The sequence below is a fragment of the Saccharopolyspora spinosa NRRL 18395 genome (genome assembly GCF_000194155.1).
Classification (GTDB): Bacteria; Actinomycetota; Actinomycetes; order Mycobacteriales; family Pseudonocardiaceae; genus Saccharopolyspora; species Saccharopolyspora spinosa.
Window position 1 is genome coordinate 288,538 of sequence record NZ_GL877881.1, and the last position, 23,229, is coordinate 311,766.

The window sequence follows — 23,229 nt, forward strand, 5'->3', positions numbered from 1 at the left end:
TGTGCGATCACGCACTCTTCGAAGTGGCGTCTGCGGTCATCGAAGTGGCGTCTGCAGTCAAGTATTCGGCAAGTTTCGGAACCGTCGGATTATCGTAAATGTCTTCCAGGGTGAGATCTCTTCCGAACTCACCGCGAAGATTCTCAACAAATTCGACTGCAAGGATAGAATCCAGGCCGATGTCAGCGAATTTGCGTTCATCGATTTCTTCGGCGTCGACCAGCAGGAGGTTCGACAGTATACCCACGATCGCACTACTAGCGTTTTCGGTAATTGTGCTCGGCGAGTCCTGGTTGTGCATAATCAGCCTCGTAGCAGTGTTAGGCGGGAGATAATTCGCGGGGCGGCAAGTTGCCGTCGAAACGGCAATTTAGCAACACCGTAGGCAACGTGATGCACACTACGCAATACTCCATTCGGGTGACCAGGGGGGCCTGGGTGGCCCACGTGACCAGGGATGCTGGGGTTGCCTGGGTGCCCAGGGTGCCCTGCGCGGGTGGCCGGCGTGGCCAGGGGGGCCTGCGTGGGTTGCCCGCGTGACCAGGGTGTCCTGCGCGCCCAGGGTTGCCTGCGTGACCTGCTGTGTCTTACGATCAAACTATTCGGACGTCTGTTGACTTTATAAGCAAAAAGTTATGATCGGAGATCGCCCATGCCGCTGTGCTGCGGCGAATGCGCCGACGTTGTCGAAGATTTCGGTTCTGTCACGCTGTACGAACGTGGCCACCCATATGACGTTTTGGCGCGTCTGAGAGACGCGGGACCAGTGCACAAGTTGTCATCCGCCGCTCTCGGGCATGACTTCTGGGGCGTCTTCACGGCTAGTGAGGCACAGCAAGTACTGGTTGACGATGATACCTTTCTATCTGGCTATGGCGTCTTTCCGTGGAACGGCGTGCATAATCCAGATCCGTTGCGAGGAAGCATTGTAATCGCGTCCGACGGCGACCACCGCAAGACTACTCGAACCGTGATGAACGGCTTGTTCACCAATGGTGCTGTTGCCGCGAGGAAGTCCCGGCTTGCTGCGGTGATCGAGAAGCCGGTTCTAACGCGTGTCAACAATGGCGTGTTTGATTTTGGTACCGAGATTGCCTGGCCGGCGGCTATGCGGATCATGAGCGATCTCGCAGGAACGGGATCGGGGTACACGGACCAACTCGGGCCACACGTCCTCGGTGTCCTCGGCAACATGGCACCGGAGATAGCACAAGATCGTCAAGAGGCCAGCACGTCTTATGCGGCTGTGGCGGCTATTCTCGATGAGGCGATTGGAAGCCAGGATAAGCTAGCGCCGGACAACCTTATCGGACGGTTGGAGACAGCTCGTCTTAGTGGTGAGCTGTCTCGGCGAGACGTTCTGGCGAATTTGATCGCGACTATCGTCGGCGGTACCGAGGCGCCGCGGCTGGTACTCACAAGTGTGGCCGTGCTCCTCGCGCGTGAACCAATGTGGCTGGAAGCCGTGTCCAGTGGACGTGTGACGTTGCCGGGTCTTGTGACCGAGTTGCTTCGCTGGACCTCCCCAACCACCATGATCGGCAGGACGGTTGCAAAACGTGTCCGGCTGGGAGGCGTTGACCTTCTTCCAGGAGAGACCGTCAGGATCATGGTTGGCGCCGTTTGCCGTGATCCTGCATGGTATCCCGATCCGGATGTGTTCAACCCGTCGAGGCCGAATCGGAGCGGGCTTGTCTTCGGACATGGCCCGCACCGTTGCATCGGTGCGGCGGTAGCCCGTGAGCAAATTGCAATTCTGGTGGATTTACTCGTGCGTGAACGACTGGTCGTTGAACTGGCCGGGCAGCCGACATTGTCACAATCTAATGCTTTCGTTGGACATCTTTGTGCACCAGTGCGCGTGATACGAAAGAATTGAGAAAGGCAATTTAATGACCGAAGAAAATCTTTTGGAGGCGGTGCGTGATGCAATCCTGCGAACGCTGCCGGAACTCGACCCTGAAGTAATCACGCCTGACTCCACGCTGTCCGGCCTGGGCGCGAACTCGCTTGACCGAGTCGACATCCTGATGGATGTGAACGAAGCACTTGGTTGTGCGCTGACCTCCCAGGACCTGACGGCTGGTGCAAACCTGCGGGCGCTTGTTGCCGCGTTGCACGAGCACGTACGATGAAAATAGCTATTACTGGAGCGTCGGTTCTCAGCGGTCTCGCCGACGGCTTGGACGAGTTCACGACACTCTTGAGCACTGGGCGGTCTTGTACCGCTAATACGATGGGGACCTTCTCTTTGCGAGAGTGGTCGCAGCGCTGGCTTCGCGATGACGCGAAGACGATCGGAGCGTTGACGAGTTCCGCAGGACGCGCGGCCTTACCTGCTAAGACGGCCGCATGCGTAGCGGTGGCCGCCACTCGCATGGCGGGGTGGAGTGAGGCTGAGTGTGATGAGGCTGGGCTGCTGGTTGCTGGTAACAACCTCGCTATGGCATATCAGGCCGAAGCACATTCTCACTATCTGCATGGACGATTCCGTGCTGGACATATCGTGAACTATCTGGATACAGACGCAGTGGGGACGGTCAGTCAGACACTGGGGATACGAGGCGAAGGCTGGAATGTAGGTGCTGCCTCTGCGAGCGGTGCTGTTGCTGTCGTTCAAGCCGCGAGGCTTATAGAGCAGGGTGAGGTGAAACGCTGTCTCGTAGTTGCGCCAGCGGTAGAGCTATCTCCGATGGAGACGGCCTCGTTCACTGTTGCTGGCGCAATGGCGGGCGATTCGACCGATTTTTGTCGGCCGTTTGATCGAGAGCGATGCGGTTTTGTATTCGGGCAAACCGCGGCAGCGGTCACATTGGAACGTGCCGACCTGACGGTTGACCGGGCTTTGGCGCACATAGTCGGATACGGCCAGCGGCTCGATGGTTACCGGGGCTCGGAGCCGCACGCCGATGGGCAAGTGGCGGCAATGCGCACAGCTCTCGCGAGGGCTGATGTGATTCCAGCTGAAATCGACTTGGTCAGCGCGCATGCTACTGGATCGAAGCGGGGTGACCCGACTGAAGCGGCCGCATTGGCTGAGGTGTTCGAGGAGTCGCAGCCGGTCATTAACGCAACTAAGGCTATAACAGGGCACGCTTTGAGCGCTGCTGGCATGCTGTCGTTAATCGCGGTGATCCAGCAGATGCGTCGTGGTTTCGTGCATGGAAATCCTCTTCTTCAGAATCCAATTGGGCCGCCATTAGCCCACGTTGGCCCAGATAAAGTCGATGCCAATATTCGTTTGTCGCTGTGTAATAGTTTTGCTTTTAGTGGTATCAATGCCAGTTTGCTGGTCGCGTCGGGAGATGCGTAATGCCTGCCGAAGGGTTCGTCACAGTCACGCGTGACGAAGGAAGCACGATTGCCGAATTGAATCGTCCAGACGAGGGAAACATTCTCACGCTCGAGATGCTTGACGCTTTGTCCACGGCGTTGCATGAGGCTGAGCATGACCCGAACTGCTCGGCGTTCGTACTTTGTGCGGCCGGCGATAGCTTCTGCATGGGTGACGATTTGCGGAAATTGGCCAGTGAGAATATTGACGTGTTCCTAAGTTCCTATTGGCGGTTTGTGGCTAACTTGGCTAGCGCGGCAGTTCCCACGGTAGCCGTTGTGACTGGGCCGGCCGTTGGCGGCGGCGTTGGACTAACGGCAGCTTGCGATATAGCTATTTGTGGCCCAAAGGCAACATTTCAGTTGCCAGAAGTATTCTTTGGCATGCTGCCAACGATCTTGCTGCCGCCCCTCGCTTGGAGAATTGGCCCGCAGCGCGCGTTAAGGCTGGCCGCACTGGGTGAAATAGTGAGCGCCGAGATGGCGCCTGAACTGGGTCTGGTGGATCTGCTCAGTTCAAATCCTGTGGCGGCTAAACGTGAGGTGCTTGAAGTTTTGCACCGTTCGGATAGGGATACTATAGCGGTAGTCAAGCGTATACATCGAGCCGAGTTCTCTCTCGATACTTGGTTCAAAGAATATCGCAAGCTACTGTTGGATGTGCGCTGGAATGATCCAAAGGTGGTTGATCGAGTTCAGCGCATGATCAGAGAAGGCGTACTGTAGAGATATGACACTCGCTAATTAAGGAATTTGACATGATAGAGGAGCTTGGAAAAGATTTCGTCAAAGATCCGCATAAGTACTACGAGCGGATGCGTTTATCTGGTCCGGTTTCTGAAGTTGTGCTTCCGCGCGGCCTTAAGGTTTGGATAGTAACGGGGAGTGCCGAGGCACGTTCGGTATTAATGGACCGAAGGTTGTGTAAGGATATTTGGTTCGGGACGGCGTTCGCCGGAAAGCATCTGCGTCCCAATGCGGTTCGTACTGCATGGCATCCTGATCTTGTTCGGTACAATCTACTTAACGTCGATCCTCCCGTGCATAGCCGACTGCGTCGCGCAATGGCGCGGGCACTTGACGCTGATTTGCTGAATCGGGTTGGCGAGCGTGTTGAAGTGACCACGAATGAGCTCGCAAGTAGGGTTCCGGTGGGTGAAACCATTGATCTAGTCGAGGCATTCGCTGCGCCGCTGGCATTCTCAGGCGTAGCCGAGTTGGTTGGAATCCCAGAACCTAATCGTGAAGATGTGCATCGATGGACGATCCCATTGGTTTACTTTAGACCCGCCGAGGAGGTTTCAGAAGGTGGCGAGAATCTACTAGCACTCTTGAGGGGCCTGCTGGAGGATAGGCGAAGCCAACCTGGAGATGATCTCTTGTCTCGGCTAGCCCATCCGTCTGATCCCTCTGATGTGCTTAGTGATCAGGAATTAATTTCGCTGGTCAGCAACATGGTGATGGCAGGTTATGAAACAACCCAGCAGTTGATTTCCGTGGGTGTTCTCGGACTTATTGAACACCCTGAACAGCTGGCGATCTTGCGTAGCGATCCGACCCGGGTTCCGAAGGCGTTAGACGAACTTCTGCGATGGGTGAGCCCTGCTCCTTTCAGCACGCCAAGATACACTACGGAAGAGATCGAAATTGGTGGCGTGCGGGTGCCGAGAGGTGAGATTGTGCTCGTCGCTGTGGATGCAGTCAATCATGATCCCGAAGTTCGGTCTTGTCCACATGCGATTGATTTCGATAGTTCACCCACGCATATCGCTTTCGGGCGAGGTATTCACTTTTGCGCTGGTGCTTCGTTGGCGCGCATGCAAGGAGAGTTGGCGTTTGCTGCGCTTCTTGAGCATTTCAAAGAATGGGAATTGATTTCCACCGTTGAAGATCTTGAATGGACACACACGCATATCACTAGAAGTCTTGAAAGTTTGCTGGTGCGACTGTCGTGAAACACTGCGTTGTGGCGCTTGTGCCTTTCAGTATTTCGGCCCATTAAGACGTGCACATTAGTTGCCGCAGCGCAGTCCACACCAGACTATTCACCCGGCAAACCGCACAAATGGTGGGCTGTTCCTGGACTTCAGTTCCAGTGGCAACACCGCCTTCCGCACAGCAGCCGACGTCCGAGGTTGATTCGACGGGGCTCCGCGACCGGTGCTCGGCGGCCGCGCCGAGAGCCACGGTTGAACCGGTCCTAGGGCGGGTACGGCATCGGCAACGGCCTGTTCACCCCACGTGACCGGCCCGGTCAGTACGTGCTGCCAACGGGAAGCGGAAATGGTCAGGCCAGGCGATCAGCCAACCCTGCTCACCCTGGGAGTCGAGGAGGAATTCCTCCTCGTGGACCCGGAGACCTTGCAGCCTGCGGGCAGCGGGGTGGCTGTTTCGCGCGTCCGGCACGGCGGCGATGAAGGTGAGGTGCACCCCGAGTTGGCTCCCGCCCAGATCGAGGCGGCGAGCTCGGTGTGCCGCGACCTCCACGAACTGCGCCGGACGTTGATCCAGCTGCGCATGGAGCTCGCCACCGCCGCCGCCGAGCACGGCTGGCGACTGGCCGCCATCGGGGCGGCGCCGACCGGGCAGCCAGGGCCACCGCCGGTCACCGACACGCCCCGATACCGGCGGATATACGCCGAGTACGGCCCGATCGTCGAGGAGCAAGGGGTGTGCGGGTGCCACGTGCACGTGGGCACTCCGGACCTGGAATCGTCACTGCGCGCGAGCAACTGGCTGCGCCCGTGGCTGCCGGCCCTTCTGCTGGTCACCACGAATTCGCCGTTCTACCGCGGTGTCGACACCGGCTACGCGAGCTGGCGCTTCGCCCTGTGGTCCCGGTTGCCGACCGCGCGCCCGGCGCCCCACGTCACCTCGGTGGCTCACTACCGCGGCATCCTCGACTGTCTCCTGGCATCCGGCATGGTGATCGACCCCGGCATGCTCTACTGGTACGCGCGACCTTCCGCGCACGTGCCGACCCTGGAGGTTCGGGTCGCCGACGCCGCCGCGACCGTGGACGAGGCCGTGCTGCTCGCCGGGCTCACCCGCGCATCGGTGACCGCCGCGCTCGCACCGGACGACCGGCTGCGCGGCCCCGAAAACGTCGATGACCAGATGCTGTGGGCCGCGTGCTGGCGTGCCGCTCGGGACGGGCTCGAGGGAGATGCCCTGGACGCCACCACCGGTCGGCTGATCCCCGCCTGGCAACTTCTGACCGGTCTGGTCGAACACCTGCGCCCGGTGCTCGAAGACAACGGCGATCTCGAGTTGGTCACCCAGCTGTTGCAGACCTTGCGGGCGCGCGGCAGCGCCGCGAGCCGCCAGCGTTCGGTGTACGGCCGGCGCTTCGACATCAGGGATGTCGTCGACCACGCCGTGACCGAGACGTGCCGCACCCGAGCCTCAAGGCCCTGAACAGCCATTTCGACTTCGCTCCCGGTGGGGGGCGGATCACGTGTTTTCGGCGGATCTTCCGGGTAAGTCCCGGTATATGACTCGGACAGGAGATGCCATGAGGACACCACTGCACGCCTTGGCAGAGCATGGACAGAGCCCCTGGGTCGACTACTTGTCCCGGCGGTTCGTCCGCGACGGTGACTTGGCCGAGCTCGTGGAGCGGGGACTGGCCGGGGTGACGTCGAATCCCACGATCTTCCAGGGCGCCATCGCGGAAGGCGACTACTACGATGACCAGCTCCGCGAGGTGCTGGCCACGGAGACCGACCCCAAGGAGGTCTTCCTGGCCATCGCGCGCGAGGACATCCGGTACGCGTGCGACGTGCTCCGCCCGGTCTTCGACCGCAGCAAGGACACCCGGGACGGATGGGTCTCCTTGGAAGTCGATCCGCAACTGGCGAACGACACGCAGGCCACCATCGACGAGGCCGCTCGCCTGCACCGGATGATCGATCGCCCGAATCTGTTCGTGAAGATCCCCGGTACGCAGGCCGGCCTGCCGGCGATCGAGGAAACGATCGCCAGCGGGATCCCGGTCAACGTGACGCTGCTGTTCTCCCTGGAGCGGCACCGCAGCGCCGCCGAGGCTTACTTGCGGGGGTTGCGGCGACTCCGCGACAACGGCGGGGACCTGCGGTCGGTGACGTCCGTGGCGTCGTTCTTCGTCTCGCGGGTGGATACCGAAGCCGACCGCCGACTGGACGCGATCGGTGGGCACGACGAGATCAAGGGCACCCTCGCTATCGCGAACGCCAAACTCGCTTACCGGACCTACGAGGAGTTGTTCACAGGTGCCGACTGGGAGGAACTCGCGGCGGCCGGCGCGAGCCCGCAGCGCTGCCTCTGGGCCTCCACTTCGACCAAGAACCCGCAGTACAGCGACGTTCTCTACGTCGAAGAGCTCATCGGTCCCCAGACGGTGAACACCATGACGAGGGAGACGCTGCAGGACTTCCAGGACCACGGGCGCGTCGCGTACACGCTGGAGCGCGATGTGGACGAGGCCCGCCGCACCTTCGACCGGTTCGCCGCTGCTGGTGTCGACTACGACGACGTGACCGCCGTGCTGGAACGCGAAGGAGTGGACAAGTTCGCCGCCTCGTTCCAGAAATTGTTCGACGAGATCACGCACAAACGCGACCAACTGGTGCGGACGTGACCGCCCTCGGTCGAACTGCGCGGTAAGACGACGCCGCAGTGGAGTGGAGTCCGTGCTGGCCCCACCATTGGAGGTGGCGCGAAGGAGCGCGACATGTTCGACTCGGCCACTTTCGCCGCAGCTGACGCGATCCACCAGCCGTGGACCGGTCACGACACCCAGACCCTGGTGGTGGCGGCGATCGGGATCGCCATCGTGGTGCTGCTGATCGTCGCGGCGAAGGTGCACGGCTTCCTCGCCCTGACCATCGGATCCCTGTTCGTCGGGATCGGGTCCGGCATCGGACTGGGCAAGGTCGCCCTCTCGTTCGAGAAAGGCGTCGGCGACGTGCTCGGCGGCGTCGGCGTGCTGATCGTCCTCGGTGCGATGCTCGGCAAGCTGCTCGCGGACTCCGGCGGGGCCGACGAGATCGTGGACAAGATCCTGACCGGCGCACGCCACGGCTTGCCGTGGCGGATGGCGCTGATCGCCTTCATCATCGGCATCCCGATGTTCTTCGAGATCGGTCTCGTGCTGCTGATCCCCGTCATCATGCTGACGATCCGCCGGTCGAGGCTGCCCGCGATGTACCTGGCGATCCCGGCCCTCGCCGGCCTATCCGTCCTGCACGGCTTCGTTCCCCCGCATCCCGGGCCGCTGGTGGCGATCGCGAACGTGCACGCCAACGTCGGCATCACCCTGGCCATCGGCCTGATCATCGCGGTGCCCGCCGTGATCATCGCCGGACCGCTGTACGCCGCGGTGGCGGCGCGCCTGGTGCCCATCGGCGCCCTCGGTGCGGGCGGAGACCTCATCGCGCGCGGGTCGGGCGCGGGGTCTCCCGGGCGGTGCCGGGGGTGGCGAGGCGTCTGGGGCGGCGTCGGCCGAGGGCGAGCGCACGCGCCGCCCGAGCTTCACCTGGACGCTCGTCACGGTCCTCACCCCCGTGGTGCTGATGCTGGTCCGCGCCGCAGCCGACGTGTGGATGAGCAAGACCGCGTGGATCTACCCGTTCCTGCAGTTCATCGGGGACCCGATGGTGGCGTTGCTGATCGCCGTGCTGCTGGCGATGGTGACGTTCGGGACCAGTGTTGGCTTCACGCCACTCACCCTGACGACGAAGGTCGGCGAGAGCCTGCTGCCGATCGTCGGCGCCACGATGATCGTCGGGGCCGGTGGTGGCTTCAAGCAGGTGCTCGTGGACGGCGGCGCAGCCATCGCGATCGGTAAGGTCGCCGTTGCGTTGAGCCTGTCCACACTCGTGCTGGGCTGGCTGGTGGCTGTGATGGTGCGGCTTGCGACCGGGTCGGCCACGGTCGCAACCGTTACGGCGTCGGGCATCGTGGCCCCGTTCGCCGCCGACCTGCCGCCGACGCACCTTGCGCTGGTCGTGCTGGCAATCGGTGCCGGCTCGCTGTTCTTCTCCCACGTCAACGACGCCGGCTTCTGGATGGTCAAGAAGTACTTCGGCATGACCATCGGCCAGACCATCAAGTCCTGGTCGGTGATGGAGACGATCATCTCCGTGGTCGGCCTCGCCCTGACGCTGCTGGTGTGGACCTTCTTCTAGCGCCAGGTCAGAAGCAACGAAATTCGATCTCGAAGGAGCCCGCCGGGCTGACAGGGTTCGAACCTGCTCCCCTGCCCCGGCCAGATCCGCAACAGACGGTCAGTTGCGAAAACCTCGCAGCCGCAGGACAAACCCCGTGCGGCATCGGGTTCGCCGGTGACGGACGGGCCGTCACCAGGCGGTGATCAGAGCCAGCCGCGGCGTTTGAAGATGGCGTGCAGGCCGAGGCACACGGCGGCCATGAGGACGAGGGCGAAGGGATAGCCGAGGGCCCAGTGCAGTTCGGGCATGGCATCGAAGTTCATCCCGTACACCGTGCCGATCAGGGTGGGGGCGAACAGGATCGCGGCCCACGCGGAGATCTTCTTGATCTCCTCGTTCTGCGCATAGCTGGCCTCGGTCATCTTCTTCATCTCTTCGTTCTGGGCCTGGGTGACCAGCGTGGCGTTGACCGTGAGGATGTTGTCCAGCATCTGCCGGAACCCGTCGACCCGCTCGGCGACGGTGGTGGCGTGGTCGGTGACGTCCCGCAGGTACCGCTGGAGCTCCTCGTCGATGCCGTACTTCTCGAAACCCGCCTCCAGGCTGCGCAGGATCCCCAGCAGCGGACCGGTGGCCCGCTGGAACTCGATGACCTCGCGCGAGAGCTCGTAGATCCGCCGCGACACGTGCGGATCGGCGCCGAAGACCTCGGTCTCGATCTCGTCGATGTCGTTCTGCAGCCCGGCGATAACCGGCGCGTAACCGTCGACGACGTTGTCCAGCACCGCGTAGAGCACCGCCTCCGGCCCCCGGCCCAGCAGGTCCGGGTCGGCCTCCATCCGGTGGCGCACCGCCGCCAGGTCCGGGGCCTGGCCGTGGCGGACCGTGAGGACGAAGTTCGGGCCGATGAACAGGTGCAGTTCGCTGAAGCTGACTTCCTCGGGCTCGTCCAGGTAGCGGGCGGCCCGCAGCACCACGAACAGCGTTTCGCCGTAGCGCTCGATCTTGGGCCGCTGGTGGGCGACGATCGCGTCCTCCACCGAGAGCTTGTGCAGGTCGAATTCCTCGGCCGCGGCCAGCAGTTCTTCCTCCGCGGGCCGGTAGAGCCCGATCCAGGCCATCGTGCCGTCGGCGCCGGGCAGGTGCCGGTACGTCTCGGCGAGGCTGGACGGCGTCGCCACCCGGCGGCCATCCCGGTAGATCGCGGTGTCCACCAACGGCCGATCCGCCAACGGCACCTCTTCGGCCACGTGCGGATCCATCGACCGCTCCGGCGCCCGTGCCCGATCCCCCGGGTTCGTCGCCTCCCGGACGCGCTTGGCCCGGCGCAACGGCCGCCACTCGGACATCGCACACCTCCTGGACGATCGCGGGCGAGCGTTGGCCACGGGACGGAAGCGCGTCCCGGTCGCCATCGCGCTGAGCGTACCCAGTGCCATCCGTGGTTCGTCGAAGTCGGCCCGTCAACCCGGCCCGTTCGTCAGCTGTGCTTGCGCCAGCCTGCTCGATGATCGCGCGAAGGCGTGGAACGAGATCGTCCGCATTGGGCGCGTTGTCGGATCGGGCAGCCACTGGAACAACAGGACACGGCCACCTACTCGCAGCCGTGGGCGCTGACCGAGGGAAAGCACCATCTCGGCGACCCTTCCGGCCACGCCAGCACCGGCGCGCGCCCCCGAACGGCGGGCGCCACCGTGCTCACTCGGGACGGTCGAGTTGCTCGCCGTGGTGTTCCAGCAGCGCCGCCAGTCGCCGCACCTCGGCCGCCACCGTCGGATCTTGGTCGCAAATCCGGTCCGCGAGGTGTCCAACGCAAGCCACCACCGCTGCGCAGCACCGCAGGATGTGCCCCCGCGCTTCCGGGGAAGACCAGCACTCCTCGCGCTCCAGGCAGTTGCCGACCAGCCAGCACGCCAGGCTGAGCTCGTGGACGATCTGGTTGTGCAGTCCAGACACTTCTTCGTCGTACATGCGTGGAGGGTGCGGGATGTCGCTGGCTTCGGCCCGCCGAATCGGCGGCCTGCCCGGCAACCGGATCATCAACAGTGTCGATCGAGCGCACCTCGCGAGGCTGCGCCGAGGATTCTGCGCACCATGCCACCGAAGACCAAGCCGTGGAAGGGCGCGACACCCCACCAGTACACGTGTCCGAGCAGCCCCCTCGGGATGAAGACCGCGCACTGCCGGTAGCGCGCGCCGCCGCACGCGGGTTCGACGGACAGCTCCAACCACGCCCGCCCAGGCACCTTCATCTCGGCGCGCAGCCGGAGAAAACGGCCCTCCTCCATTCTCTCGACGCGCCACCAGTCCAGCGCGTCTCCGGTGCGCAGTCGTCGCGGATCCCGCCGGCCGCGGCGCAGGCCGACGCCACCGGCCAGTCGGTCCATCCACCCCCGCACCGCCCACGCGAGCGGGAACGAGTACCAACCGTTGCGACCGCCGATGCCCTCGACGACCCGCCAGACGTCCTCCGGGGACGACTTCGACGCACCCTCGCGCACATCCCGGTAGACCGTGCCGCCGGACCACGGTGGGTCCGTTGGAAGCGCCTCCCACGGGGCACCGGTCGGCGAGGCGTCCGCCCACCGCGTCTCCACCTCGCCACGCTGAATCTTGCGCAACGCCATCGCGACGGCGTCCCGGAAGCAGGTCAATCCGCCCTCGGGTGGCGGGAGTTGATCTCCGACGTCGTGGTCGGAGCAGACCGCCTCGTTGATCAACGACTGGATGAGCGGCGCGCCGATGCTGCGCGGCACGGGCGTGACGATGTTGATCCAGTGGGAGCTGAGCTCGGGCGAGAGGACCTTGACCGGCAGCATCCGCCGCCGCGGCAACCCGGCCACCGCCGCATAGGTGTTCATCATGTCCGCATAGGTCAGCACGTCCGGGCCGCCGATGTCGAAGCTCCGGTTGACGTCGGCCGGCAGGTCTGTGGCGGCGGCAAGGTAGTGCAGCACGTCCCGCACGGCGATCGGCTGGACCCGGTTGCGCACCCAGCGCGGCGTGACCATCACCGGCAGGCGCTCGGTGAGGTAGCGCAGCATCTCGAAGCTCGCGGAGCCGGAGCCGATGATCACCGCCGCCTGCAGCACCGCGGTGGGCACGCCGCTGCCCAGCAGGATCTCACCGACTTCGGCACGCGAGCGGAGGTGCTCGGAAAGCTCCCCGGAAGCGGGATGCACACCACCCAGGTACACGATCCGCGAAATCCCGACCCGCTCGGCCTCTCGAGCCGCGATGGACGCCGAACGCCGGTCCAGATCGCTGAAGCCCTTCTGCTGCAAGGAATGCACGAGGTAGAACAGGACATCGGCGCCGTCGCAGGCGGCCCGCACCGCGTCGGCGTCGAGCAGGTCCCCGCGCGCCACCTCAACCTGGTCCCGCCACGGCACGTCGCGGAGCTTCTCCGGCGAACGGACCAGGCAGCGCACTCGGTGGCCATCGGCGAGCAGACGCGGCACCAGCCGACCGCCGACGTAGCCGGTCGCTCCGGTCACCAGGCACAACTTCGATGCACCAGCCGCCATCCCGCCAACCCTAAGGACCGCTGGTCCTACCGCAAGTCGCGCTGGTCTTGCCGTGCGGTACAGGCCCATCCGCGATCCGGCCGACTGGTAGCCTCCGTCAGATTCCGGTGTAGACAGACGAGGCCGAAGCCATTGCGCACGACGATCTGCCTTTTCACCCGCGATCTGCGGGTGCACGACAACCCCGTCCTGCGCCACGCCGCGCGGGCCGATCGCGTGGTTCCCCTTTTCGTCTTCGACGAAACGTTGCTCCAGCTGCCCTTCACCCGGCCGAACCGGATCGCGTTCCTGCTGGGTTGCCTGCGGGACCTACGGAGATCGCTGGGCGAGGCCGGCGGCGGCCTGGTCGTCCGGCACGGCACCCCGGCCATCGAGGTCGCTCGGCTGGTCGACGAGGTGGGTGCGACGGAGGTACACGTCGCCGCGGACGTCAGCGCCTACGCGCGGTCCCGGGAGAACGGGCTGCGGCTTGCCCTGGCCGAACACGGCTGCACGCTGCACGTCCACGAAGCCGTAGTCACCGCGCACCCGCCGGGCCGCGTCACGCCAGCCGGTAAGGACCACTTCGCGGTGTTTACCCCGTACTTCCGGCGCTGGGTGGAAACGCCGCCGCGGCGCATCGCTGCGGCACCGGAGGCGCTGCGGATGCCCGATGGCGTGCGGACCGGGCCGATGCCGGCCCGCGAGGACCTCTGCCCGGGCGCGCTGTCCCCCGAACTGCCCCGCGGCGGGGAAACCACGGCTCGGCAGCAGATGCTGCGGTGGTTCGAACAGGGCGTTGCCGATTACGACGAGGGGCACGACGACCTCGCGGGGGACGCGACGTCACGGCTGTCGCCCTACCTGCACTTCGGCTGCCTGTCGCCGGTGGAAATCGTCGCGCGCGCCGGCCGCAGCGAACCCGAACGCGCTTTCGTCCGCCAGCTCGCCTGGCGGGATTTCCACCACCAGATGCTGGCCGCGCGGCCGGGGTGCAGCCACCTCGACTACCGGTCCCGGGGCGACCGGTGGCGCGACGACCCGGAGGCGTTCCGGGCGTGGCGGGACGGGCGCACCGGCATACCCATCGTCGACGCCGGGATGCGCCAGCTCAGCAGAGAGGGCTGGATGCACAACCGAGCGCGGCTGATCACCGCCAGTTTCCTCACCAAAACCCTCTACCTCGACTGGCGGCTCGGCGCGCAACACTTCTTCGACCTGCTCGTCGACGGGGACGTCGCCAACAACGACATGAACTGGCAGTGGGTCGCTGGCACCGGGGCCGACACCCGACCCAACCGGGTGCTGAACCCGATGCGCCAGGCCGAGCGGTACGACCCGAGCGGCAACTACATCCGCCGGTACGTGCCGGAACTCGCTAGCCTCCCAACGGCCGCCCTGCACGACCCCCGGCGCATGGATCCCACTGAACGCGACCGGCTCGGCTACCCCGCGCCGCTCGTCGACGTCGATGAGGCCAACGCGCACTTCCGCAACACGCGGGGGAGGTCCTGACGCCGGAGCCGCGCGAAGAGGCCCGCCGAATCTTCCATTCCGTTCAGCGAGCCTCCACCAACATCGAGATCCGAACCTGCGCCCCCTCGCCCCCGGCGAAGTCCACAAGAGACAATTACCGGCGAAACCCGGTAAACCACAGCAACAAACCGACGCTGGACGCACGAAATGCCCAGCCGGGACTGGCAGACATCGCACGTGTTGTCGGGTCATTTCGCGCGAGCGGTGCTCCGCTGTCGGCCGCGCTTGGCGGTGTACGGCAGCACGAACAAGTACACGCCGGTGAACAGGAGCAGGGCGAGCGGGAGCAGCGGCACGTAGGACACCCAGATGACGGGCTCTTCCTGTGCCAAGGCGACGGTGGTGATGATCACGGTCGCCGTGAAGGCGACGGCCAGCCAGCGGTGGCTCTGCCGAATCCACTTGTTCAAATTCATCGGGAACTCCTCTGAAGACGGGCGGCCCCGGACACCGGCGACCTACCGGGGTGGGGACGTTCGGTTGCTGTGGACGTTGGTGATGGCGATCGACGGCAGCAGCGCCGCGCCTTCGGCCACCTCGGACGGCGATTTCGCCGTTGGCCGTTCACGATGTCCACGGCAGTCACGCTAGGCGCGGCTCGGGGGCCGACGCTTCTCGATTCCTGACCGGTCTGGTCGCGACGCCGTAATCCCCTCCGTCGCACGCGCCGCCTAGCACCTTGCACAGGTTCGGCGAAGCTGCGCAGCAGCGGCGCAGCGGCGCATCGCGATGTCCTGGTCAGCCGACGGGCTCTCGTTCCAGCAGGGCCGGGTGGCCGCTCGTTCCGCTGGGCACGGGGTAGTAGCTGTGGTGGGTGGTGGGGTCCACGGTGACCACATGCGCGTTGTCGGCGAGATGCCCGGAGCCCCTCACCTCCAGCTGGTGGTCGTGCTGGTCCAGCACCGTCAGCCAGCCGCTTTTGGCTGCCACGTACAGCCGCCGCGCGCTCGGGTCGTAGGCGAGCACGTCGGGTTGGTGGCCGACCGGTGCGGTCGCGGCGACCGCACCGGTGTCGATGTCGACGGTCAGCAGCTCGTCGTTGCCGTCGCAGGCTACGAACGCCAGTCGTTGCGGTGGGTCCAGCGCCAGCCCGTGGTCGTGGTCGCAGCCGTGCAGCGGGATCGTTCTGGTGACGGTGAGCTTGGTGGGGTCGATGACGGCGAGCTCGTCACGGGCTTGGACGTCCACCAGCATCTGATCCGCGACCGGGTCGTAGGCGACGTTGCCGACCTCGCCGCCCAGAGTGACGGTGCCCCGTGCGGTGCCGCTGGAGGCGTCGATGACGGTCTCCGAACCACCGCGTTCGTCGGTGGTCCACACGGCGTTCCGGCGCGGGTCGAACGCCAAGCCGTCGGGGTACGCGCCGGTCGGGGTCTGGTTGATCACCTGACCGGTTTCCTCGTCGATCGTGACCATCGCGTTGCTGCCGGTTGCCGTGGCGTACACCCGGTGAAGCGCGGGAACTACGAGCACACCGTGCGCTTGTGGCACGTTCGGGATCACACGCACCACGCGGTGCGCGCGAACGTCGATCTCGACGACCTCACCGGCTCCGAGATGCGCCGCGAAGAGCAGTCCGCGTTCCGAATCCAGGCTGGCGTAGTCGAATCGCGAGCTGCTCCCGGGTAGCTCCACCTCGCCCACGGCGCGCAGCGGCAGGGCCACCGTCGTTGGCGCCGGTGAACAGGCCGCGGCCAGTGCTACCACCAACACTGCGACGAAGGCCCCGATCGACGACAGCGTCCAACGTGCGCGCCGCCATGCGGCGCCGTGAGCTGATCGCATTCCAGCCATGCGTTTCAGGGCCGTCGACAACGCCGTGGCACTCGCCCACGCACTGCGGACGGTAGTCGACGCCACCAACGCCAAAACAGCAAAGTAGCGACACTGCGGCGAAGGTGGCCGGATTCGCCGGAGTAGGGTCATTCGCCTTCTGTTGCGGTATCCGCGTGGAGGCGCAGTTCGGCCTCCACGGTGGAAGCCTTCGCCCCCTGCTCACCAGGAGTCGGTTTCCTGATGTCTGCTTGCTGCTGCGGTCCCTCAGCCGGTTCGGAGGAATGTTCCCGTGGTGTCTGCTTTCCCTGCGCCATGACATCCGCCTTCGGACATGATGCAACGATCGGATGACGGAGCATCCGTCCCCTCCGCATTCCCCCGTGGCCAGTACGGCAAACCACGGCTACCGGCCGGACGCGACGCGGGCCGCGCTGGTCTGGCGGGCCGGGAGCGCACCTGGCGCGCACTGTCCAATGTGAACAAAAGATCCCGTTGTTCACAGCACCCAGAACGTGGACCAGCGAAGAATGGACGGTGGTGCCGGGAGATGGTGGTGCCGGGAGTCGTAGCCGCACGGCGTGGCGGTAGCACCGCAGCCCGCCACGGTCTGGTGGAACTTGACGGTTCCGCTTCCACCGGCTCGCACCACGAGGCGAGCACGCGAAGGGCTTCTCCGGGTTGCAACTGCCGACGGCTGGGCGACGATGGAGTCGTCCTCGTGAGAGGCCGAGGAGGGCGTGGTGAGCTTCGAGCAGACGATCAGCACCAGGGCCGAGGCGCTCCAGGAACTCGCGGCCTTCCCCCTGGTCGAGACGCTCTTTCGCCCTAGGCGACGAGATCCCCGATGGCCCGCTTGCCTACCGGTCCAAGCACGAGCCGCTTCCCCTCACAGAGCTCGAACAGATGCTCGTGCTGAGTGCGATGGGCGGGACGACGGGCTGGCACTACTCGATCACCCGCCACGCCCGCTACGCCCCGCACGTCTCGAACTACGCCGGTGCGGCCGCCGGACGCACCTTCCCCTCCGCGGCCGGGTTCCACACCTCCGAACTGTTCTTCACCGACGACTCCGGGCTCTACTTCTTCCCGACCCGCGACGCGGGCGCGCTCGTCGACCCGGCGGCCGAAGAGCTCACGCCCGAGCTGATGGTCGAGCGCCACCGCGAGCGCGTGCACCGGCTCTCCCCCGGACGGCTCTACCTCCCCGCGGAGGAGCCCTACCTCGAAGGGCACAACACCTGGTGCGTCAACGTGCCCGGCTCGCTGCTGGTGATTCCGGTGGCCGACATCGCCCAGCACCTGATCGCAGTCCTGTGCTTCTTCGCCCAGAACGGCTACGCGATCTACGACGACGTCAACGACCGCAAGATCCCTGGACTGGAGAAGTTCAGCGGCCTGGTCGACGTCGAGGAGCCGTTCCCGCTCACCTTCAGCGAGCAGTACGCGCTCACCGAGGCCACCGCGGAACTCGGCACCGCCTGCTACGCCGGCGTGCTCATGCTCCAAGCGATGGGGCTCGGCGGGTGGATGTTCGACGGGATCGACCGCTTCTCGATGCTCGGCGCCTCCGGGAATCCCGACGTGCCCGGCCTCGGCTTCCGCTACGACGAGGACGAACGCTGGTCCACCCCCAACCCCACCGGCCGGGAAGGGGTTTTCGAGGCATACTGCCCACCGCACCACCCCGACATGGCCGCCGCGGTGGAGGCGTTCGCCCAACGCAAGTTCGGGCCCGGCGGCCCGTTTCACCGCAACACCCCGGGCGCCTGGACCGACACGCCCCGGGTCCGCGGAAGCGCCCTAGTCCACGACGACGAGTTCAAGGCGTGCGTCGCGCTCCAGGCCCAGTACGTCTTCGACACCTTCGGGAAGTTCCCGGCAACGGTGCCGACGGTGTTCATCCTGAACTACGTCCAGGCGCACCACCTCGACCTCGACTTCTACGACCGCTTCTTCAAGCCCGGGGCGTACTTGCGCACACACGCCACGCACATGCAGAAGTGGCACGGCTGCGGAGAGGGCGCGTGACGCCCCCATCCGCGCCGGTGGTCTCGATATCCGGGCCGCTACACCCCCGATGGGCCTTGCGGGTGCGGAATGCAGATCGTCTGTCCAATCTGGATGACGTTCGGGTTGGCGATGTGGTTGTAGTGCCCCAGGAGCTGCCACCTCACGTGGTTCTGCTCGCCGATCTCGGAGAGCGTGTCCCCATCCTGCACGGTGTAGGTCTTGCAAACGTTCCCGTTCTTCAAAAGGCGCAGAACTTGGCCGGGGAAGATGAGGTTCGCGTTCTCGATGTTGTTGATGCGCTGGAGCTCCTGCCAGGGGACGTGGAACCATTGGCCGATCTCGGAGAGCGTGTCGCCCTCCTGCACCGTGTAAGTGTTGCAGTTGGTCATTGCTACGCCTCCTCGTGGTCAGCTGCGCGCTCGGCGCACAGACATTCCGTGTCCATGTAAGGCGCAGCCCGCGTGCTGCGGCAATGAGCAGCGGGATCCATTGAGGATCCATCTGGCCACGAACCTGACCGGTGCGCCGAGCGATCCTGGCATTGCTCAACCTGTTACCAACGGTTCGGCCGCATCGATACTCGTCCGCACGTCGTTCAGGAATTTCTCGTCATTGCCGACCAACGCCCTGCCGCCAGCTGCGAGGCCGCTCTGCAACAACTCCAGGTAGTTGTAGGCCTCGGCGACCTTGCGGAACGCGTCATCCGCCATGCGTCCCGCCAAAGCCGACCAGTAGACCGACCACGACTGAGCCCAAGCCTTGTCGTTCCAGCCCAGCGGCCATTCCCGGCCTTCCAGCGCTACGACCACCGCAGTGCGCGCGTCTTTGAGCTGGGACCGCACGAGCTTGCTCGCTGCTCGGGCATCATTGCGCTCCCTGCGCTCCCGAGGCCGGGCGGGACGCGAACCGACCGGATGGCTCCGCCGAAGGCCGTCAGTGCCGAAGGCTTTCGCCCGGTAGTTCCAGCGGGATCGTGGGCAGCATGATGCCCGAGTCGATCGGGGTCGCGTGCGTGACCAGCGCCCCCTCCTCGGCAAGCTCCAGCAGGTTCGGGAGCGACCACACCAGGCCGCCGACGCCGACTACATGGCCCATCTCGTAAGTGATGACGTCGTTGAGCGTGCCCTCTTCTTCCATCTTCGCCAGGTCGGCGGTGTCGAACGACATCGCGCCCTTCGCGGGCAGGAAGGCCGAGGCGCCTGCGCCCGCCGTCGGTACGTGCGTCGGGCCGGCCTGACCGAGGATCCTGCCGGGACCATCGATGCTCACCCCTTGGGCGAGGATGAGGAGGTCGTCGATGACGTCACCATCGATTTCGACCTCCGGCAGATCACCCACGATGACGCGAGCCCACCGGTCCGCGGCCTGGGCGAACGCGGCCTGCTGCACCTCCGTCAGCCCACCGAGGAACCGGACCTCGATGGTGAACGAGGACTCGGTCGCGGCAATCGCCTTCGCTTGACCCGCATCGGCACGGGCGGTGTAGACGGTGGGGGGTGCGCGTCGCGGTTTTCGCCATGATGAACACATCCTCCGCGAACAGAAAACGGAACAACATCTGGAATATTCCCTCCCGGTCCAGATGCGTTTCGAACATGACACCGCCCCCTGCGCAATCGCAACAGCCGAAGGGCCTGGCGCCCTTACCCAAAAGCCGTTGCGGGCTAATGCTAAGCACATTCCCATCTGCGGCAGATCGAACGGTCGACGAACTAGGACCAATTGCCGTACCCACAACGGTCCTCGGCTCGGTAACGTGAACACGAGCCGGGCGACCAGCTGGAGGCGAGGCGCCGAGTGCCGATGGCGCGGTGCCGGGGTGGTTCACAATGATCGAGCTCATAATCATTGGCGCGACGAGGTTCTACCGGGAGGGATTGGCCCTCGTCCTGCAGAACACCGACGGATTCGTGGTCGTCTCCACCCATGCGCAGCCCGAGGAACTCGAACCCGATCTGACCGCGCGCAAGCACCCGGTGGTACTGCTTGACATCGCCGACTTGCCGGACGGCCCCAGCGCCGTGATCGCCTTGCTGGCAAGGAATCCCGGGCTGCGGATCATCACCTTGGGCGTTTCCGACCAAGAATATGACATCCTTGCGTACGCCGAGTTGGGCGCGGCCGGTTACCTGACACGGGAACATTCGATCTCCGAACTGATTCGGACGATAAGCAGCGTTGCCAATGGGGAGTTGCGTTGTTCGCCGCGCGTTGCCGCTGCCCTGTGCCGCAGGGTGGCCGAACTGTCGGCGGAGTTACAACCCAGTCCGAGCGCGAGGGTCCTGAGTCGCAGGGAAGCGGAAGTCGCCGTGCTGCTGGAGCAGGGATTGTCCAATCAGGAGATCTCCCGGCGGTTGTGCATCGCCTTGGCGACAGTAAAGAACCACGTGCACAACATCCTGGACAAGCTGGGATTGCAGGGCCGTGCCGCGGCCGCTGCTTGGGCCCGGCAGCAACGCTTGGACCACTCCGTCCTTGTCCGTTCCACGCTGCACCACGCCCTCCCGCCCAATAACAGACCGCACTCCAACTGCCGCCCGGATTAGCCCGCGGGAGGTAATTGCATGGCGCAGCTGGTTACCGCCGGACCACGGATGTTGGCTGATATGAGGGGGAATGATGTCCGGGCATGAGGTCGTAGCAGAAGCACTGCGCCACGAACGCGATCTGCCACGGATCGAAGAAGAGTTGAACGACGACAACGCAGTTGTCGTCCGCAAGATCGCCCCCGGGCGCTCGCAGTACGTGACGAAGCCAGTCGTCGGTGCCGAGCCGGGCGAGCTGCCACGACTCGAGGCGGAATCGCGCGGGCACCTGGAGGAGTTGGTCCCGGCCGGACGCACCGCTGTCCGGAAGCTGCTGCGCGATGGCGCCCGCGCCGACGTCGATGCGGACGAGCGCGCGGCGCTGGAGGCGATCGTCCTGCTCATGGCCAGGCCCGCGATTCTGGTGCAGGACAGTCAGTTCTTCCCGGCGCCACAACCCTGGACCGACGAACTCGAAAACCACCGGGCCGCCATCGAGGACGTCCTGCCCCGCGTCGGACGGATCGAGGTCGAGGGGCATCCGGACATCGATTGGGTGGGGACGGGTTGGTTGGCGGCAGCGGACGTCGTGATGACCAACCGGCACGTCGCAACCGAGTTCGCCAGCAACGATGGTCGCGCGTGGTCGTTCGCCCCCGGCATGACGGGACGGGTGGACTACAACGAGGAACTGTCGGCTTCGCATCCCCGAGAGCTGCGGCTGACCGAGATCATCGGCATGCACGACGCCGTCGACCTGGCCTTGCTGCGGTGCGCGCCGGACGGCCCTGGCGGAACGCCTCGCATCGATCCCCTGCCCATCGCCCGCGCCCCCGGTGTTCGCAGCGGGACCAAGGTGTACGTCGTCGGTTATCCGGCCGCCGACTCCAGGCGCAACGATCCGGAGGATATGCAGCGGATCTTCGCCGGCGTCTACAACGTCAAGCGACTGCAGCCGGGCGAGGTTCGTTCCGCATCGGGCAACGTCATCCACGACTGCTCGACCCTCGGCGGCAATTCAGGATCGTGCCTGCTCGACCTCGAAACGTCGATGGTCATCGGCCTGCACTTCGGAGGTCGATACCTCCAGGGCAACGAGGCGGTGCCGCTGTGGCGGTTTGCGGACGACCCGCTACTCCAGCGGGCCGGGGTGGAATTCTCCTGAAGAGCACCCGACGAGTCGACCACGACACGAAAGGCCCGATCATGCAGCACAAGCTGTCCGTTCCGCTCAACATCACGGTAGAAGTGGGGGAATCGACCGCTGCCGGAATCGCTCAGGTCGAGTACCTCGATGGCGCGCCGCTCGAAATCGCCCGCCCCCGCACCTACTACGAGGGCTACACCGGGTACGACCCGGAGTTCCTCGGGCCCGAATTACCGCTGCCGGAACTCTCCGAGGAACAGCGCCGCAACGCCGCGAAGGCCAACAACGGCCCGCCCGGCGGAGATCCCACTGTCCTCGCCTACACACACTTCAGCATTGTCGTGAACCGGCGCCGCCAACTCGCCTACTACACAGTGGTGAACATCGACGGCAGCAGGAGCATCGATTTCCAGCGACAGGCGGACAAGTGGTACTTCGACTCCCGCATCGCAGAATCGGAGCAGATCGGCGAGGCCCTCTACCGGCGCAACGCGCTGGACCGGGGGCACCTCGTCCGGCGGCTCGATCCGGTCTGGGGAGACGACCTGGCACGAGCCAACGACGACACGTTCCACTTCACGAACTGCGCGCCGCAGCACGAGAAGTTCAACCAGGGGAAAGAGCTCTGGCAGGGTCTTGAGAACTTCATCCTCGACAACGCCGACCTGACGGACAAGAAGATGACCGTGTTCACCGGCCCGGTCATGACCGATGACGACCCGCTGTACAAGGGCGTCCGGCTCCCGCTGGCGTACTGGAAGGTCGTCGGCTACTGCAAACCCGCTGGTGCGCTGCGCGTTTCCGGGTACCTGCTCGAGCAAACGCAACTTATCGAAGACATGCTCCCCTTCGAAGCCGTTTTCGATGCCGGGACGTACCGCGTCTCGCTGGAACAACTTCGAGAACGCGTGGGTCTTGATTTCCAGTACCTCGAACCGCACGAAACCCCCTTGACATCCGACGGGCTCGAAGCACGACTGGACCGGGTGCCGTTGAAGGACGACTACTCGAACTTGGTGCTCTAGAAGCCGTTTGCAATCTAGTCCTGATTGATGGTGCAGGTAACGGAACGTTAGTTTTCGCCGCAGGCGTAGTACCGCCAGACGAGGGCATCGGGTGGATTTGTCCTCGACCCGGCACACGATCAACCGGCAAGTCACGCGGTGCTGCCGCCTCTGGCGGCTCGAGCGGCGGGCACCGACTGGTTCGCCGATGGGTGGACCGCCTGGATCCTGTTTGGATCGATG

General features: G+C 64.8%; 22 protein-coding genes and 1 pseudogene. 14 read left to right on the forward strand and 9 right to left on the reverse strand.

All coding sequences use genetic code 11. From position 1 onward, the window contains the following. Positions 1-7: 7 nt before the first annotated feature. Complete coding sequence (locus tag SSPN_RS0134620) at positions 8-301, reverse strand: acyl carrier protein (protein WP_010314059.1); 294 nt, start codon at positions 299-301, stop codon at positions 8-10. A gap of 351 nt (positions 302-652) precedes the next feature. Here SSPN_RS0134620 and SSPN_RS52775 point away from each other — a divergent pair, with 351 nt between their 5' ends. The 9 genes and pseudogenes from SSPN_RS52775 (at position 653) to SSPN_RS62335 (ending at position 9,500) form a co-directional block, all read left to right on the forward strand. Further along, the gene (locus tag SSPN_RS52775) at positions 653-1,879 is read left to right on the forward strand and encodes a cytochrome P450 (RefSeq protein WP_083822271.1); all 1,227 of its coding nucleotides are present in this window, start codon (positions 653-655) and stop codon (positions 1,877-1,879) included. Between the two features lie 13 nt (positions 1,880-1,892). Continuing rightward, complete coding sequence (locus SSPN_RS47295) at positions 1,893-2,135, forward strand: acyl carrier protein (RefSeq protein ID WP_010314061.1); 243 nt, start codon at positions 1,893-1,895, stop codon at positions 2,133-2,135. Then, complete coding sequence (locus SSPN_RS52780) at positions 2,132-3,313, forward strand: beta-ketoacyl synthase N-terminal-like domain-containing protein (protein WP_010314062.1); 1,182 nt, start codon at positions 2,132-2,134, stop codon at positions 3,311-3,313. The genes SSPN_RS47295 and SSPN_RS52780 overlap by 4 nt, the downstream gene beginning before the upstream one ends. Further along, complete coding sequence (locus tag SSPN_RS52785) at positions 3,313-4,059, forward strand: enoyl-CoA hydratase/isomerase family protein (protein ID WP_083822272.1); 747 nt, start codon at positions 3,313-3,315, stop codon at positions 4,057-4,059. Before SSPN_RS52780 ends, SSPN_RS52785 begins: the two co-directional genes overlap by 1 nt. Before the next feature lie 32 nt (positions 4,060-4,091). Then, positions 4,092-5,288 (forward strand): cytochrome P450, encoded by a 1,197-nt coding sequence (locus tag SSPN_RS52790; RefSeq protein WP_010314063.1) that lies wholly within the window; start codon positions 4,092-4,094, stop codon positions 5,286-5,288. Positions 5,289-5,616: 328 nt separating this feature from the next. Further along, positions 5,617-6,750: a carboxylate-amine ligase gene (locus SSPN_RS0134635; RefSeq protein ID WP_010314064.1), complete on the forward strand. Its 1,134-nt coding sequence runs from the start codon at positions 5,617-5,619 to the stop codon at positions 6,748-6,750. A 97-nt stretch (positions 6,751-6,847) separates the two neighbouring features. Then, on the forward strand, positions 6,848-7,951 hold the full coding sequence (gene tal / locus SSPN_RS0134640) for a transaldolase (RefSeq protein WP_029536027.1): 1,104 nt from the start codon (positions 6,848-6,850) through the stop codon (positions 7,949-7,951). Between the two features lie 93 nt (positions 7,952-8,044). Further along, positions 8,045-8,653: pseudogene (locus SSPN_RS62330) on the forward strand (GntT/GntP/DsdX family permease); the annotation flags it as partial. Between the two features lie 226 nt (positions 8,654-8,879). Then, on the forward strand, positions 8,880-9,500 hold the full coding sequence (locus tag SSPN_RS62335; protein ID WP_337466392.1) for a GntT/GntP/DsdX family permease: 621 nt from the start codon (positions 8,880-8,882) through the stop codon (positions 9,498-9,500). Positions 9,501-9,685: 185 nt separating this feature from the next. On the opposite strand, the gene SSPN_RS0134650 is transcribed toward SSPN_RS62335, so the two are convergent. The 3 genes from SSPN_RS0134650 to SSPN_RS0134660 form a co-directional block, all read right to left on the reverse strand. Then, positions 9,686-10,831: a magnesium and cobalt transport protein CorA gene (locus tag SSPN_RS0134650; protein WP_010314068.1), complete on the reverse strand. Its 1,146-nt coding sequence runs from the start codon at positions 10,829-10,831 to the stop codon at positions 9,686-9,688. A 349-nt stretch (positions 10,832-11,180) separates the two neighbouring features. Next, entirely contained in the window at positions 11,181-11,522 is a 342-nt protein-coding gene (locus tag SSPN_RS0134655) for a hypothetical protein (RefSeq protein WP_010314070.1), read from the reverse strand. After that, entirely contained in the window at positions 11,522-13,009 is a 1,488-nt protein-coding gene (locus SSPN_RS0134660) for an SDR family oxidoreductase (RefSeq protein ID WP_010314072.1), read from the reverse strand. The genes SSPN_RS0134655 and SSPN_RS0134660 overlap by 1 nt, the downstream gene beginning before the upstream one ends. Positions 13,010-13,141: 132 nt before the next feature. Here SSPN_RS0134660 and SSPN_RS0134665 point away from each other — a divergent pair, with 132 nt between their 5' ends. Next, positions 13,142-14,503 (forward strand): cryptochrome/photolyase family protein, encoded by a 1,362-nt coding sequence (locus tag SSPN_RS0134665; RefSeq protein ID WP_010314075.1) that lies wholly within the window; start codon positions 13,142-13,144, stop codon positions 14,501-14,503. A gap of 209 nt (positions 14,504-14,712) precedes the next feature. On the opposite strand, the gene SSPN_RS0134670 is transcribed toward SSPN_RS0134665, so the two are convergent. Continuing rightward, a complete protein-coding gene (locus SSPN_RS0134670) occupies positions 14,713-14,940 on the reverse strand; it encodes a hypothetical protein (protein WP_010314077.1) in 228 nt (75 codons plus the stop codon). Between the two features lie 322 nt (positions 14,941-15,262). Further along, positions 15,263-16,309, reverse strand: coding sequence for a YncE family protein (locus tag SSPN_RS0134675; protein ID WP_029536028.1), 1,047 nt, complete (start codon positions 16,307-16,309; stop codon positions 15,263-15,265). An 894-nt stretch (positions 16,310-17,203) separates the two neighbouring features. Here SSPN_RS0134675 and SSPN_RS0134680 point away from each other — a divergent pair. Continuing rightward, a complete protein-coding gene (locus tag SSPN_RS0134680) occupies positions 17,204-18,328 on the forward strand; it encodes a hypothetical protein (protein WP_010314082.1) in 1,125 nt (374 codons plus the stop codon). A gap of 38 nt (positions 18,329-18,366) precedes the next feature. On the opposite strand, the gene SSPN_RS0134685 is transcribed toward SSPN_RS0134680, so the two are convergent. The 3 genes from SSPN_RS0134685 to SSPN_RS47305 form a co-directional block, all read right to left on the reverse strand. Continuing rightward, the gene (locus SSPN_RS0134685) at positions 18,367-18,699 is read right to left on the reverse strand and encodes a LysM peptidoglycan-binding domain-containing protein (protein WP_010314085.1); all 333 of its coding nucleotides are present in this window, start codon (positions 18,697-18,699) and stop codon (positions 18,367-18,369) included. A 156-nt stretch (positions 18,700-18,855) separates the two neighbouring features. Then, positions 18,856-19,152 (reverse strand): hypothetical protein, encoded by a 297-nt coding sequence (locus tag SSPN_RS0134690; RefSeq protein ID WP_010314087.1) that lies wholly within the window; start codon positions 19,150-19,152, stop codon positions 18,856-18,858. 91 nt (positions 19,153-19,243) lie between these two features. Beyond that, positions 19,244-19,840 carry a hypothetical protein gene (locus tag SSPN_RS47305; RefSeq protein ID WP_010314089.1) on the reverse strand — a complete coding sequence of 199 codons (597 nt, stop codon included), beginning with the start codon at positions 19,838-19,840 and terminating at the stop codon, positions 19,244-19,246. Positions 19,841-20,139: 299 nt separating this feature from the next. Between SSPN_RS47305 and SSPN_RS0134700 the strand changes: the two genes are divergently transcribed. The 3 genes from SSPN_RS0134700 (at position 20,140) to SSPN_RS0134710 (ending at position 23,007) form a co-directional block, all read left to right on the forward strand. Further along, positions 20,140-20,856: a LuxR C-terminal-related transcriptional regulator gene (locus SSPN_RS0134700; protein WP_044576598.1), complete on the forward strand. Its 717-nt coding sequence runs from the start codon at positions 20,140-20,142 to the stop codon at positions 20,854-20,856. A gap of 70 nt (positions 20,857-20,926) precedes the next feature. Continuing rightward, positions 20,927-22,000, forward strand: a complete 1,074-nt coding sequence (locus tag SSPN_RS47310; RefSeq protein WP_010314093.1) for a trypsin-like serine peptidase — start codon at positions 20,927-20,929, stop codon at positions 21,998-22,000. Positions 22,001-22,041: 41 nt separating this feature from the next. Further along, positions 22,042-23,007: a DNA/RNA non-specific endonuclease gene (locus SSPN_RS0134710; protein WP_010314095.1), complete on the forward strand. Its 966-nt coding sequence runs from the start codon at positions 22,042-22,044 to the stop codon at positions 23,005-23,007. Positions 23,008-23,229: the final 222 nt, after the last annotated feature.

Coding starts and splice junctions, on each gene's coding strand:
- SSPN_RS0134655 (WP_010314070.1), bottom strand. CDS start 11,522: ATGATCCGGTTGCCGGGCAGGCCGCCGATTCGGCGGGCCGAAGCCAGC.
- SSPN_RS0134685 (WP_010314085.1), bottom strand. CDS start 18,699: ATGACCAACTGCAACACTTACACGGTGCAGGAGGGCGACACGCTCTCC.
- SSPN_RS47310 (WP_010314093.1), top strand. CDS start 20,927: ATGATGTCCGGGCATGAGGTCGTAGCAGAAGCACTGCGCCACGAACGC.
- SSPN_RS0134700 (WP_044576598.1), top strand. CDS start 20,140: ATGATCGAGCTCATAATCATTGGCGCGACGAGGTTCTACCGGGAGGGA.
- SSPN_RS0134660 (WP_010314072.1), bottom strand. CDS start 13,009: ATGGCGGCTGGTGCATCGAAGTTGTGCCTGGTGACCGGAGCGACCGGC.
- SSPN_RS47295 (WP_010314061.1), top strand. CDS start 1,893: ATGACCGAAGAAAATCTTTTGGAGGCGGTGCGTGATGCAATCCTGCGA.
- SSPN_RS0134670 (WP_010314077.1), bottom strand. CDS start 14,940: ATGAATTTGAACAAGTGGATTCGGCAGAGCCACCGCTGGCTGGCCGTC.
- SSPN_RS52785 (WP_083822272.1), top strand. CDS start 3,313: ATGCCTGCCGAAGGGTTCGTCACAGTCACGCGTGACGAAGGAAGCACG.
- SSPN_RS0134635 (WP_010314064.1), top strand. CDS start 5,617: ATGGTCAGGCCAGGCGATCAGCCAACCCTGCTCACCCTGGGAGTCGAG.
- SSPN_RS47305 (WP_010314089.1), bottom strand. CDS start 19,840: ATGTGTTCATCATGGCGAAAACCGCGACGCGCACCCCCCACCGTCTAC.
- SSPN_RS0134710 (WP_010314095.1), top strand. CDS start 22,042: ATGCAGCACAAGCTGTCCGTTCCGCTCAACATCACGGTAGAAGTGGGG.
- tal (WP_029536027.1), top strand. CDS start 6,848: ATGAGGACACCACTGCACGCCTTGGCAGAGCATGGACAGAGCCCCTGG.
- SSPN_RS0134675 (WP_029536028.1), bottom strand. CDS start 16,309: ATGCGATCAGCTCACGGCGCCGCATGGCGGCGCGCACGTTGGACGCTG.
- SSPN_RS0134620 (WP_010314059.1), bottom strand. CDS start 301: ATGCACAACCAGGACTCGCCGAGCACAATTACCGAAAACGCTAGTAGT.
- SSPN_RS0134650 (WP_010314068.1), bottom strand. CDS start 10,831: ATGTCCGAGTGGCGGCCGTTGCGCCGGGCCAAGCGCGTCCGGGAGGCG.
- SSPN_RS52780 (WP_010314062.1), top strand. CDS start 2,132: ATGAAAATAGCTATTACTGGAGCGTCGGTTCTCAGCGGTCTCGCCGAC.
- SSPN_RS52775 (WP_083822271.1), top strand. CDS start 653: ATGCCGCTGTGCTGCGGCGAATGCGCCGACGTTGTCGAAGATTTCGGT.
- SSPN_RS0134680 (WP_010314082.1), top strand. CDS start 17,204: ATGCTCGTGCTGAGTGCGATGGGCGGGACGACGGGCTGGCACTACTCG.
- SSPN_RS52790 (WP_010314063.1), top strand. CDS start 4,092: ATGATAGAGGAGCTTGGAAAAGATTTCGTCAAAGATCCGCATAAGTAC.